This window comes from uncultured Pseudoflavonifractor sp., from assembly GCA_904419835.1.
Classification (GTDB): Bacteria; Bacillota; Clostridia; order Oscillospirales; family Oscillospiraceae; genus Pseudoflavonifractor.
In genome coordinates, this window is sequence record CAJFTA010000011.1 from 78,376 (window position 1) to 91,383 (window position 13,008).

At 62.5% G+C, this 13,008-nt stretch carries 11 protein-coding genes; 6 read left to right on the forward strand and 5 right to left on the reverse strand.

What is annotated here, in order from left to right; genetic code table 11:
• Positions 1–5 precede the first annotated feature (5 nt).
• Together QZY67_RS03415 and QZY67_RS03420 are read left to right on the forward strand one after the other, a co-directional pair.
• Positions 6–1,166 carry an ABC transporter substrate-binding protein gene (locus QZY67_RS03415; protein ID WP_295368546.1) on the forward strand — a complete coding sequence of 387 codons (1,161 nt, stop codon included), beginning with the start codon at positions 6–8 and terminating at the stop codon, positions 1,164–1,166.
• A 328-nt stretch (positions 1,167–1,494) separates the two neighbouring features.
• Positions 1,495–2,070, forward strand: coding sequence for a hypothetical protein (locus tag QZY67_RS03420; protein WP_295368547.1), 576 nt, complete (start codon positions 1,495–1,497; stop codon positions 2,068–2,070).
• On the opposite strand, the gene QZY67_RS03425 is transcribed toward QZY67_RS03420, so the two are convergent.
• Entirely contained in the window at positions 2,067–2,498 is a 432-nt protein-coding gene (locus QZY67_RS03425; protein WP_294534148.1) for an Rrf2 family transcriptional regulator, read from the reverse strand. The two genes, QZY67_RS03420 and QZY67_RS03425, sit on opposite strands and share 4 nt — an antisense overlap.
• 331 nt (positions 2,499–2,829) lie before the next feature.
• Between QZY67_RS03425 and aroF the strand changes: the two genes are divergently transcribed.
• Both aroF and QZY67_RS03435 read left to right on the forward strand, forming a co-directional pair.
• Positions 2,830–3,846 (forward strand): 3-deoxy-7-phosphoheptulonate synthase, encoded by a 1,017-nt coding sequence (gene aroF, locus QZY67_RS03430; protein WP_294534150.1) that lies wholly within the window; start codon positions 2,830–2,832, stop codon positions 3,844–3,846.
• Between the two features lie 14 nt (positions 3,847–3,860).
• Positions 3,861–4,727 (forward strand): prephenate dehydrogenase/arogenate dehydrogenase family protein, encoded by an 867-nt coding sequence (locus tag QZY67_RS03435; RefSeq protein ID WP_295368549.1) that lies wholly within the window; start codon positions 3,861–3,863, stop codon positions 4,725–4,727.
• 42 nt (positions 4,728–4,769) lie between these two features.
• Here QZY67_RS03435 and QZY67_RS03440 read toward each other — a convergent pair whose 3' ends face one another.
• Both QZY67_RS03440 and QZY67_RS03445 read right to left on the reverse strand, forming a co-directional pair.
• A complete protein-coding gene (locus QZY67_RS03440; RefSeq protein ID WP_295368550.1) occupies positions 4,770–6,767 on the reverse strand; it encodes an LTA synthase family protein in 1,998 nt (665 codons plus the stop codon).
• Positions 6,768–6,940: 173 nt separating this feature from the next.
• A complete protein-coding gene (locus QZY67_RS03445) occupies positions 6,941–7,414 on the reverse strand; it encodes a hypothetical protein (RefSeq protein ID WP_295368552.1) in 474 nt (157 codons plus the stop codon).
• Between the two features lie 287 nt (positions 7,415–7,701).
• Between QZY67_RS03445 and QZY67_RS03450 the strand changes: the two genes are divergently transcribed.
• On the forward strand, positions 7,702–9,765 hold the full coding sequence (locus tag QZY67_RS03450; RefSeq protein WP_295368554.1) for a serine hydrolase domain-containing protein: 2,064 nt from the start codon (positions 7,702–7,704) through the stop codon (positions 9,763–9,765).
• A gap of 85 nt (positions 9,766–9,850) precedes the next feature.
• Here the strand turns inward: QZY67_RS03450 and QZY67_RS03455 are convergent, their stop codons facing one another.
• Positions 9,851–11,020 (reverse strand): phosphoglycerate dehydrogenase, encoded by a 1,170-nt coding sequence (locus QZY67_RS03455; protein WP_295368555.1) that lies wholly within the window; start codon positions 11,018–11,020, stop codon positions 9,851–9,853.
• 236 nt (positions 11,021–11,256) lie between these two features.
• Entirely contained in the window at positions 11,257–12,339 is a 1,083-nt protein-coding gene (gene serC / locus QZY67_RS03460) for a 3-phosphoserine/phosphohydroxythreonine transaminase (RefSeq protein ID WP_295368556.1), read from the reverse strand.
• Between the two features lie 327 nt (positions 12,340–12,666).
• On the opposite strand from serC, the gene QZY67_RS03465 reads away from it, so the two are divergent.
• Positions 12,667–13,008: a DRTGG domain-containing protein gene (locus QZY67_RS03465; protein WP_295368559.1), complete on the forward strand. Its 342-nt coding sequence runs from the start codon at positions 12,667–12,669 to the stop codon at positions 13,006–13,008.

The window sequence follows — 13,008 nt, forward strand, 5'->3', positions numbered from 1 at the left end:
TTGTTATGAAACAGAAAGCCCTGTCTCTTCTGCTGGCTCTGGCCATGATGCTCTCTCTGGCCGCCTGCACCCAGACCACCCCCAGCGCCAGCCCGTCGGCCCCCGGCTCTCCCGAGCCCTCCGTCTCCCAGACCCCCTCGGCCCAGCCCAGTGACGAGCCCTCTGAGGAGGGCGCCGCCGGCACCGTGGCGTTCACCGACTCCTGCGGCCGCACGGTGGAGCTCCCCGCCCAGATCGACCGCATCGCTCCCTCCGGCCCCATGGCCCAGATCGTGCTCTTCGCCCTGTGCCCCGACAAGTTCGTGGGTCTGGCCAGCGAGTGGGACCCGGGTGCCGAGCAGTTCATCGACGCCAAATACTACAATCTGCCCGCACTGGGCCAGCTCTACGGCTCCAGCGCCGGTGAGCTGAATCTGGAGACCCTGGCCGCCGCCAACCCCCAGGTGATCATCGACATCGGCCAGCCCAAGGACTCCATCGTGGAGGACATGGACGCTATCACCGAGCAGCTGGGCATCCCCGCCGTCCACATCGACGCCGACACTGCCACCATGGGCGACACCTACCGCAAGCTGGGCGAGCTGCTGGGCATGGAGGAGGAGGCCGCCGTCATCGCCGACTACTGCGACGAGATCTACGGCGAAACCGTCTCCCTGATGGAGACCATCGGCGGCGGCAAGGCCAACATTCTCTACTGTCTGGGCGACCAGGGCCTCAATGTCATTGCCCAGAACTCCTACCACGCCGAGGTCATTGACCTGATGACCAACAACCTGGCCGTGGTGGACGCCCCCTCCTCCAAGGGGACCGGCAACGAGGTGGACATGGAGCAGCTCCTGCTGTGGAACCCGGACATCATCATCTTCGCCCCCGACAGCTACTATGACCAGGTGGCCGACGACCCGGTGTGGCAGGACCTGACCGCCATCCAGAACGGCGACTACTACGAGGTGCCCTTCGGGCCCTACAACTGGATGGGCTTCCCCCCCTCCGTCAACCGCTACCTGGGCATGCTGTGGATGGGCGCCCTCCTCTACCCCGACCAGATCGACTATGACCTGTACACCGAGGTGGCCCGCTACTACGACATCTTCTACCACTGCGACCTGACCCAGGAGCAGTTCGACGCCCTCACCGCCAACTCCATCGGCAAGCTGGCGGGCTGAGTCTGTCGAAAAAGTGGCTTCCGCCACTTTTCCGAAGGAGCTCCATGAAATTTTTACCTCGATTTCTGATGAAATTGTCGGCAAAAATTTCATGAGAAGTGTCATGTTCGAGGCACATGTCCCCGAACATGACGGATTTTGACTTGATTCCTGCGGCTGCGGCCGCAGGAACTCTGCGAGGCTTCCTCTTCCGGGAGGTTTTTTCGACATACTGAGAGCTGCGGCGCAGACGCGCCGCAGCTCTTTTTGCTGGATTTATACGGTCTCTTCTGGTATGCTGGTGGTGAAGAAGAGATGCTTTTTGCGCAATGATAAGGAGGAAACCGGTATGAAACGGCTTTTCGCCCTGCTCCTGTCCCTGGCGCTCACTCTGGCGCTGGCCGCCTGCGGCCCTGCCCAGGAAACCCCCGCGCCCGGCGGCACCACGCCGCCGCCCACCGAAAGCGCACAGCCCGCCCCCTCTCCAACTGGGAGCCAGCCGCCGGAAGAGACGCCCCCCGCTGAGGTGGACGAGCCGGAGCTGCCCCTTTCAGCGGACTACGCCGGAGCGGACCTGCTCGCCCGGCCGGAGGACTACGACCTGCTGGTGCTGGACGAGAGCGAGTACCGGGTGGACGTGGCCATCACGGCCAGCGAAACCGTCACCGGCATCCAGGTGGCGTCCCTCACCCTGGAGGAGGTGGGCGAGGACGATGTCGGCTTCCGGATAGAGGCAGTTCTGGGTACCCTGGACGCCATCAAACCCGGCCGGCCCTTTGTGGTGGCCATGGCCTTCCCCGGCTCCATCCCCAACACCGCGCTCATCTTCACCGGCCCGGACGGCGCGGTCTGCTGCTGCACCATCTCCATGAGCGGCAAGGACGGCTCCCTGCTGCTCATCCCTTTTGAGCCGCTCCCGGATTAGTCCCCGTTCTCGGGGCACTTCTCCCGGTAGCGCCTGACCAGATCGGCCAGGGTGATGTTGTCCACCACGCCGTCCACCGCGTCCTGGATCTGCTGCCACACCTCCAGGGTGACGCACCGATCCGCCCGGCCGCAGCAGGCGCCGCCGGACACGCAGCTCACCGGGGCAAGGTTGCCCTCCAGCTGGCGGAGGATCTCCCCCACGGTGTACTCCTCGGGCGCACGGGTCAGCAGATAGCCGCCCCCCGCGCCCCGGACGCTGCGGACCAGGCCGCCCCGGGCCAGCTGGGTGACAATCTGCTCCAGGTATTTATCGGAGATCTCCTGCCGCTCGGCCACGTCCCGCAGGGGAACGGCGGCATCTCCCGGCTGGACGGCCAGATCCAGCATCAAACGAAGGGCATAGCGGCCCTTGGTGGAAATTTTCATGTCAGAGGCTCCTCTTCTCAGGTAGTTACAACTATATTACCACGGGTTTGGTAGGATTTCAAGCAAAAACCCCTTGACTTTAGCAACAAAACGTGTTAAAGTGACGGTATCAACAGGAGAGGAGCCCTGTTATGGCGCTGTGCTTTGGGTATGCATACGGCTATTACCGCTACTATTACCGTAGCGGTCCGTCTGCCTGCCCATAACCGGTTTGCCAGCTGGGAGCCCTCCTTCAACGGGAGAACACAGCGCGGCGGTCCGTTTTGGGCCGCCGCGTTTTTCTTTTCTGCGGCGGCGGGAGCGCCGGTACGAGAAAGGACGGAATGAATATATGGTTGTCATTTTAAAACCTGATTTTACCGCGGAGCAGCTGGAAGAGGCCATCCGAAGCATGGAGGCCGGCGGGGTCAAGGTCATGGTGTCCAAGGGCTCCGAGACCACCATCCTGGGCGCTGAGGGGGACACCAGCCGCCTGGATGAGGAGAAGCTGTCCCAGCTGCCCGGCGTGGAGCGGGTGATGCGGGTCAGCGAGCCCTTCAAGAAGGCCAACCGGAAGTTCCACCCCGACGACTCGGTCATCGACCTGGGCGGCGGCGTGACCGTGGGCGGGAACAAGCTGGCCGTCATCGCCGGCCCCTGCTCGGTGGAGAGCAAGGAGCAGATTGTGGAGGTGGCCCAGGCGGTAAAGGCCGCCGGGGCGGCGGCCCTCCGGGGCGGCGCCTACAAGCCCCGCACCTCCCCCTACGCCTTCCAGGGCATGGGGGCCCAGGGCATCGAGCTGCTGCGGGAGGCCCGGGAGGCCACCGGCCTGCCCATTGTCACCGAGCTGATGAGCGCCGACCAGATCCCCCTCTTCGAGGCCTGCGTGGACGTGATTCAGGTGGGGGCCCGGAACATGCAGAACTTTGACCTGCTCAAAAAGCTGGGCAGGGTCAGCAAGCCCATCCTGCTCAAGCGGGGCCTCAGCTCCACCATCGAGGAGTGGATCATGTCCGCCGAGTATATCCTGGCCGGCGGCAACCCCAACGTGATTCTGTGTGAGCGGGGCATCCGCACCTTTGAGACCTACACCCGCAACACCCTGGACCTGTCCGCCGTGCTGGCGGTCAAGCAGATGACCCACCTGCCCGTGGTGGTGGACCCCTCCCACGCCTGCGGCAAGGCCTGGATGGTGGAGCGGATGAGCCTGGCCGCCGTAGCCGCCGGAGCCGACGGCCTGCTCATTGAGGTCCACAATGACCCCAAGAACGCCCTGTGCGACGGCGCCCAGTCCATCACCCCCGGCCAGTTCAAGGACCTGATGGGCAAGATCGGCGGCGTGGCCGCCTGTGTGGGCCGCAGCGTGTAAAAGGAGGTCTTTCCATGTCGAAAACCATTGCCGTCATCGGCCTTGGATTAATTGGCGGCTCCATGGCCCTGGCCCTGAAGGGCTTTGAGGACTTTGAAATTGTGGGCGTGGACGTGTCGGAGCCCACTCTCCGCTTCGCCGCGGAGCACGGTGTGGGCGACCGCGTTACCGCCGACGCCAGGGAGGTTATCCCCCAGGCGGATTTGACCATCCTCTGTCTCCACCCAAAGGGCATCACCCGCTTTCTGGAGGATTACTGGAGCCTCTTCAAACCTGGCAGCCTGGTGACCGATGTGTGCGGCGTCAAGACCTCCATCATGGAGGCGGCGGAGATTCTGCCGCCGGAGGTGGACTTTATCGGCTGCCACCCCATGGCGGGCACCGAGTTCTCCGGCATCGAGCACGCCTTTGCTGAGATGTTCCAGAAATCCCACCTGATTCTCACCCCCCGGGAGAGCAGCAGTGCGGAGCACATCGCCCTGATGGAGCGGCTGGCGGACCACATCGGCTGCAGGGACGTGGTGCGCACCACCCCGGAGGAGCACGACGCCATTCTGGCCTACACCAGCCAGATGATGCACATCATCGCCGTCTCGGTGTGCGACGACCCCATGCTCTTCACCTGCAAGGGCTTTGAGGGCAGCTCCTTCCGGGGCTGCACCCGGGTGGCCGCTCTGGACGTGGGGCTGTGGACCCAGCTCTTCTCCATGAACACCCCCGCCCTGCTCACCGCCCTGGATCGGCTGGAGGAGAACCTCCACGCCTACCGGGAGGCCATCGCCTCGGGGGACACCAAGCTGCTCTCCGAAAAGCTGGCCTTCTCCGCCGGCCGCAAGCGCAAGATGAACCTGGAAGGTCCCGACCTGCTCAGCCTGGACTAAATATCAGCGGCGCATCCCGGATATGGGATGCGCCGCTTGTTTTTACTCTTTTTCCGGCAGGAAAAAGAAGTCCTCCAGCCGGTTGTCACGGTCCTCAAAAATCTCGTTGTACTGGAGCATCTGGTAGTCCAGCAGACCCTCCTGCGCCGCCTGGCTCATGTCCGTGGTCTGCTCGTGCCAGGTGCCGTCGGTGTCCTGATAGCCCACCGCGTTCACCGCCGGCACCGTCTCCCGCAGCTGGCTGAGGAAGGTCTGATAGCCGGTCTTGGGCAGGTTGGCCGCGTCCATCAGCAGCCCGGACAGGTAGTTGAGGGACAGCTTCACATCCTGCTGCTCCTCAATATCGTAGTTGGCCCAGATGAGGAAGGGCGCCTCCTGCTTCTTCTGGGCCTCCTCCACGGTGGGGTCGCTGCCCAGCAGGTCGGTGTAGAAATTGGTAGCCACCTGGGGCTGGTGGTCGCCGAACATCAGAATCATGGTGGGCTCCTCCACCTGGGAGAAGTAATTGATGAGATACTCAAAGGCCTTGTCGCTCTGGTAAATCAGGTTTAAGTACTGGTTCACCGTATTGTACTTGCCCTCCATCTCCCCGGTGAGCCAAACCTCCTTGGGCAGGTTGGTCCACGCGCCCGAGTAGGCGCTGTGGTTCTGCATGGTCACGTTGAAGATGAAGAGAGGCTCCCCCTCCTCCTTCTCCTCGTAGATGCGGATCAGGTTCTCATAGTCGGTCTGGTCGGAGATATAGCTCCGGATATAGGTGGGATTCTCAAAGTCGCTCTGGAACAGCCAGCGGTCGAAGCCGAAGGCCTGGTACACGGGAATCCGGTTCCAGCCGGAGGAGTAGTAGGGATGCATGGCCACGCACTCATAGCCCAGGGCGCTCATCTGGGCCACCATGGACTCGGAGCCCTCCTTTACATAGAGGTGGTAGGGCACCGTACCCGCCGGGAGGAAGGCGGTGGTGTTGCCGGTGAGGAACTCATACTCCGAGTTGGCGGTGGTGCCGCCGAACACGGAGGAGTAGGCCGTACCCCGGATGGTGTTCTCCGTCAGGGAACGGAAAAAGGGCATGGGGTCCTGATTGGTCTCCAGGTCAAAGGTGCCGGTCAGGTCGGAGAAGGACTCGTTCATGATGACAATCACGTTGACCGGCTGCACCCCGTCGTCCCCTGTGCCCGACACGGGCACAGAGTCCTCCTCCACTCCGGCGACGATTTCGGCCAGGGCCTCCTGGGAGTAGCCCTCCGGCTCGGACACGGAGGAGTACCGCAGGCACACGGAGAAGTTGAGCACAAAACCGTTGCCCCGGGTGGTCCACATGGAGGGCTCAATGCCCACGGCGGACAGGAAGCTGGTGCCGAAGAACACCACCAGGAAGGCTGCGCAGATGGCAGTCACCGGCACAGCGGAGCGGAGACGGAGTCTGGCGCGTTCCTTCTGCCTGGGCAGGGTGAGCAGCAGGAGCAGGAAGAGGGCCAGGGCCAGGCCGGTGAGTGCCTGCTTGGTGTCAAAGGCGTAGTTGTAGTTTCCCGCTACGTTGACGGCAGTGCCCAGGGTGAGCAGGTCGCCCGGGAAGATGGTGCGGCCCCGGAAGGCGATGACGTAGTGGTTGGCCATGCCGATGACCCAGAACAGGGAGGTGGAGATGCCGCAGGACAGGTTCCGCCGCCCCACGATGAGCCAGACAACCAGGGCGATGATGTAGTAAAAGGCCAGGTTCAGGGCCACCTGGAGGGTGGAAAAGCTGGTGAAGGGGTTGTTCCAGTTGAGGATCTCCACCAGGGAGTACCCCACCACCGGACCGACGGCCCAGAACAGCCGGGACAGCCACAGCGCCCCCCGTCCCTCCAGCTTGAAGCGCACCGGGATGGGCAAGGCCAGACCGAGGGCCCACAGCAGACTCTCCCACCAGGGGAAGCCGGACATCAGCAATCCCGTCAGCACGCCCGCAAACACCAGCGCCGACGCGATCAGGCCCCAGCGCCGTATCTCCACCCACTTTTTCCCGGTATGAACCGGCAATTTTGTCTCTGTCTTCATGGTATTTCTCTTACCTCGCACGCAAATACGTCCTGTGGAACAAAAAGCGGCCGCGCCGGATGAGCCGGCGCGGCATATTGAGCGATATCCTTACCGTTGCTTCAGGATCTTACACGGATTTTACCGAAAGCGCAAGGAAAAAACACAAAAGATTTTATGAAGTTTCTGCCGTTTCAGGTAACCTGAAAGATCCACTGCTCCCGGATGAGGGCATCCCGCATCTCCCGGTCAGGGGAGAAGATGAGGATTCCCGTGCCGCCGCCGGGCAGACGGTAGAGCAGGTAGCGCTTGCTTCTGGGGTCCAGGAACAGGTAGGCACGTACGGTCCGGCTGGCCTGCCGGGCGGAGAGCTGGCCGGGGAGATAGACGCCGTAGGCCAAGATGTCCTCGGTGTCGATGATCTCCAACACAGGGGGATTGTCCCCGCTGCCCTGGGAGACAATGAGGCGGCTGCCGTCGTACTCATAGGTGTAGACCGCGCTGAAGTAGGGCACCGCCATCACCACCGCCAGGCAGAAGGGCAGCAGCATCAGCTGGTGATAGCCCATGGTTCTGGCCAGGGCCAGCAAGGCCAGGGCGCAGCAGGCGCACAGCACCCCGTAGCGCACCAGCGCGTATTTCCGGCACAGCCGCTGCTTCCGATACATGTGCACCCCTCCTCCCTGCAAACAGGCCTTCTATTGATATAGACGTTTGGCAGAGCGGATTTGTTACACAATTACGCAAAATTTTTTAAAAAATTTTCCACAGCTTAATATAGAACGATTTTCAATATATTTCTCTGCCATGCGCTTGACCTTTCACCTGGTGAAAGGTGTATGATCCTTCTACCGGCGGCAAATTCTTAATCCTTTTTTCATTTGACAGCACAGCAGGCCGGTGGGATAATTTCTTTGAGGCTCAGGGAAAGAGCCGGGAAAGGATGAACGCAGCTATGTGGAAAAAACGACTGAGCGCCCTTGCGCTGACCGCAGTTATGGCTGTCAGCATCTCCGCGCCCGCACTGGCCGCCGAGACGGAGGCTCCCGCCACCCGGGATGAGTCCGCCGCCATGGCCGCACAGTATGCCGCCCAGTACGGCGGCGCCGTCAGCGTGCAGTATGCCGTGTGGCAGGATGGGGAGATTACCATCTCCGGCCATGCCGGTGTGTACTCCAAGTCGGAGAACCGGGTTCTGCTGGACACCGACCTGTACGGCATCGGCTCGGTGAGCAAGATGTATGTGACTGCCGCCGTTATGCAGCTGGCGGAGCAGGGCAAGATCAACCTGGACGCGCCGGTGACCAAGTATCTGCCCGAGTTCAAGATGGCCGACGAGCGTTACAAGGACATCACGGTCCGCATGCTGCTCAACCACTCCTCCGGTCTGATGAGCGCCACCCACAACATGCTGCTCTTCGCCGATGACGACCGTTCCGCCACTGAGAACCTGCTGGAGATCCTGTCCACCCAGCGTCTGGCCGCCGACCCCGGCGCATACAGCACCTACTGCAACACCGGCTTCACCCTGGCTGAGCTGGTGGTGGAGGCGGTGAGCGGCAAGCCCTTCCCCGAGTACCTCCACGAGGCCATTCTGGCCCCCAACGGCCTGGAGAACACCTTCACCCCCCAGGACGAGTTTGACACCTCCCGCCTGGTGAAGACCTACCTGGGCGAGGACCCCCGTGCCCTGCCCCAGGACTGCCTGGGCACCGTGGGCACCGGCGGCATCTACGCCAACGCCGCCGACCTGGCCGCCTTCGGCGGTCTGCTCTGCTCGGATGAGCTGCTCACCTCCGCCTCTCTGGACGCCATGGCCGCCCCCGAGTACAGCAGCGGCATCTGGCCCGACGACGCCGACGACATCCTGTCCTTCGGCCTGGGCTGGGACAGCGTGTCCCTGGCCCCCTTCGGGTATAACGATATCCAGGCTCTGGCCAAGGGCGGCGACACCCAGTACTACCACGCCGGGCTGGTGATCATTCCCGAGCACAGCATGGCTGCGGCGGTGCTCACCTCCGGCGGCGTCTCCACTTATAATGAGATGGCCGCCGCCCGGATGCTGATTGACGCCCTGGCGGAGCAGGGCGTGGCGGTGGACGAGACCGTCCCCTCCCTGCCCCAGGCCGCCCGCAGCGAGGCCATGCCCGCCGAGGTGATGGATTACTCCGGCTACTACGCCTCCACCCTTCAGCAGTTCAAGGTGGATATCTCCGCCGACGGCGTGCTCACCCTCCAGTCTCTCACTGTGCCCAGCTCCCCCGCCCAGACCTTCTATTACTTTGACGACGGCTCCTTCCGGGACGAGACCGGCGCCGCCGCCATGGTCAAGCCGGTGGTGGAGGAGAACGGCGAGATCTACCTGTGGCAGAAGGCCTACGCCTTCCTCCCCGGCCTGACCGTGCTGCCCACCTCCAACTATGTGGCGCAGAAGGTGGAGCCCGCCCAACTCGCCGAGGATGTCCAGGCCGCCTGGGACAAGTGGAACACCACCAGCGTCCTGCCCCTGAACGAGAAGTACACCTCCCAGGTGTGGCTCTCTCTGGGCACTGCCTCCGCCGCCGAACTGCCCGAGTACATCCCCGGCTATGTGGGGGCCCAGAAGATTGTAGATTCCTGGCACAGCCAGTTCGCCGTGCAGGTCCCCGGCAACGCCGGCCGCGACGGCTCCGACATCACCATCACCGAGCAGGACGGCCACATCTGGATGGACGCCCAGGGCCTGCTCTACGCAGACGCCTCCATCGCCCAGCCCATCTACTGCGGCGCAGGCGCCTACTCCACCGTCCAGCCCGACGGCTATGCCCGGTGGTACACCGTGGGCAGCGCCGCCGGTCTGACCATCCAGGTGGAGATTGAGGGCAACGGCGGCTTCTACGTCTACGACGGCGCCGGCGCCCTGGCCGCCTCCTCGGTGGTGTGGAGCGACAGCACCGTCACCCTGCCCGAAAACGGCGTCATCGCCTTTGCCGGCGACGCCGGCACCCGGTTCCACATCTCCGTGGTGCCCGCCGCGTAAGTTCTCGCAGATACAAAAATCCGGACCGCATTACTGCGGTCCGGATTTTTTTGCACATTTTTATTTTATATTGTGGACAATTTTCTCAGTGGCTCAGCAGCCGCACCCGGAGGACCCCCACCAGGGCGCGGATCTCGTCCACCACGTCGTCCCGGATTTTGGCGTTGATGTCCACCACGGTGTAGGCGTAGTCCTTCTTGGACTTGTTGGTCATGTTCTCCACGTTCACGTTGTCGTCGGAGAGGACCTTGGTGATGGCGGCGATGGCGCCGGGGATGTTCCTGTGGATAATACACAGCCGGGCGATGCCGCTCCAGGGCTGCTCCAGGGCGGGCAGGTTCACGCTGTTGCGGATGTTGCCGTTCTCCAGGTAGTCCCGCAGCTGCCGGGCGGCCATGACGGCGCAGTTCTCCTCGCTCTCGGGGGTGGAGGCGCCCAGGTGGGGGATGGCCACCACGTTGCGTCCCTGGAGGATTCTGTTGTTGGGAAAGTCGGTGACGTAGCAGGCCACCCTGCCGCTCTCCAGGGCCTGGATCAGGTCCTCATCATTGACCAGGCCGCCCCGGGCCAGGTTGATGAGCCGCACGCCGCTCTTCATCATCTGGAGGGCGCCGGCGTCGATCATGCCCTTGGTGTCCCCGTTGAGGGGCAGGTGGAGGGTGATGTAGTCGCAGTTTTTATAGATGGTCTCCAGGTCGTTTGCCCGCTGAACCATGCGGGAGAGGGAGAGGGCCGCGTCCACGGACAGGAAGGGGTCGTAGCCCCACACGGTCATGCCCAGCTTGGTGGCGATATTGGCCACCTGGACGCCGATGGCTCCCAGACCCACCACGCCCAGGGCCTTGCCCTGGATTTCTGGGCCCACAAACTGGCTCTTGCCCTTCTCCACCGCTTTTTCTATGTCGGCCCCCGCGGCGGCCTGTTCCTTCACCCAGGCCGCGCCGCCCACCACGTTCCGGGAGGAGAGCAGCATGGCGCAGATGACCAGCTCCTTGACGGCGTTGGCGTTGGCGCCGGGGGTGTTGAACACGGCGATGCCCGCCTCGGAGCAGCGGTCGATGGGGATATTGTTGGTGCCCGCGCCCGCCCGGGCGATGGCCCGCAGATTCTCAGGGAATACGTACTCGTGCATGTCCGCCGAGCGGACCAGGATGCCGTCCTCATTCTCCACGTCGGGGCTGACGGCAAAGCGGCTCTGGTCCAGCACGGACAGGCCGGCAGGGGAAATTTTATTCAGCGCTTTGATGCGGTACATGTTTGGTTCGCCCCTTCTCAATTGTTTTTGTCGAAGGCCTTGATAAATTCACATAATTTTTCCACGCCCTCTACCGGCATGGCGTTGTAAATGGACGCCCGCATGCCGCCCGCCCACAATATGCACGCATTTTGTGGGGGCCCACGATTTTATCTGCTCGGGCGGAGTGAATCCGCCCGGCATCAAGGTTTTGCCCAAAGGGGCAAAACGCTTGGTTCCGTGGGCGTACTGCGGGCTTAGTTCGCACGCTCGAAGGCCTTAATAAAGTCGCACAGCTTCTCCACGCCCTCTACCGGCATGGCGTTGTAAATGGACGCCCGCATGCCGCCCACGGATCGGTGGCCCTTCAGGTTGGTGAAGCCGGCGGCGGTGGACTCCTTGACAAACTTGGCGTCCAGCTCGTCGCTGCCGGTGCGGAAGACCACGTTCATGTCGGAGCGGGAGTCCTTCTCCACCGCGCAGGTGAACAGCCGGGAGTTGTCGATGACGTCATAGAGCATGGACGCTTTGCCGTGCTTGATGGCCTCCATACCGGGCACGCCGCCCTGGCCCTCCAACCACTCCAGCACCAGGCCCAGCATGTAGATGCACCAGCAGGGGGGCGTGTTGTACATGGAGTCCTTGTCGATCATGGTCTTGTAGTTCATCATCAGCGGGGTGCAGGGCAGCTCATGGCCGGCCAGATCCTCCCGAACGATGGCCACGGTCAGGCCGGCGGGGGCCATGTTCTTCTGGGCGCCGGCGAAGATAATGCCGTACTTGCTCACATCCACCGGGCGGGAGAGAATGTCGGAGGACATGTCGCATACAATGGGCACGTCCCCGGTGTCGGGCACATACTGCCACTCGGTGCCGTAGATGGTGTTGTTGGCGCAGTAGTAGAAATAGCTGGCCTCAGGGTCCAGCTTCAGCTGGTCCTGGGTGGGGATGTAGGTGTGGTTCTTGTCGGCGGAGGAGGCGGCCAGGCTGATCTGGCCGTACTTCTGGGCCTCCTTGTAGGCGATATTGGAGAAGTTGCCGGTGACGGCGTAGTCGGCCTTGCCGGTCCTGCCGATCAGGTTCAGGGGCACCATGGAGAACTGACCCGAGGCGCCGCCCTGGAGGAAGAGGATCTTGTAGTTGTCGGGCACCTGGAACAGCCTGCGGAAGCGCGCCTGGGTGTCCTCAAAGATCTTCAGGAAAACCTTAGATCGGTGACTCATCTCCATCACTGACATGCCTGATCCCTGATAGTTGGTGATTTCGGCACCGGCGCGCTGAAGCACTTCCAGCGGCAGCATGGACGGACCTGCGGAAAAATTGTACACGCGATCTGACATTGGACACCCTCCTAAAATGTGTTTTGCCGTCCGCCCGCCGGGCACACGGCATACTCAAGGGACGAAAAACGGCCGCAGAAGACCGCGGCCCTTCTGTGAGGCCACGGCACTCCGTGGCCGTTGCTTTAGTCCGATAAAGTATTGAAACTATTATAGCCCAGGGCACCGTCCCTGTCAATGATACAAACGTCCAAAACCGGTGGACACCTCCCCCGGGTCTTTGTGAATTTTACAACATTGCTTTCGCTTTTTTTACCAGCATGTTATAATGATTGAAGAAAATTTTCTGTCACTCTGCCGACTACGGCTTAGAACGGAGGCTCGCCTATGAAACTCAGCGCCATCAGAGAGATTCTGGACGCCACAGTGCTCTCCGGTGAAGAGCATCTGGACCGGGAGGTCCTGGCCGCCTGCGGAAGCGACTTTATGAGCGATGTGCTGGCCTATGTAAAGGATCAGGCCCTGCTGCTCACCGGGCTGGTCAACCCCCAGGTGGTGCGCACGGCCGAGATGCTGGACATGAAGTGCATTGTCTTTGTCCGGGGCAAGACGCCGGACGAGGCCATTCTGAAGCTGGCCAAGGCCCGGGACATCGTGGTCATGCGCTCGCCCAAGCGGATGTACGACGCCTGCGGGCTGCTCTATCTCAACGGACTGAGGGGGGACTGA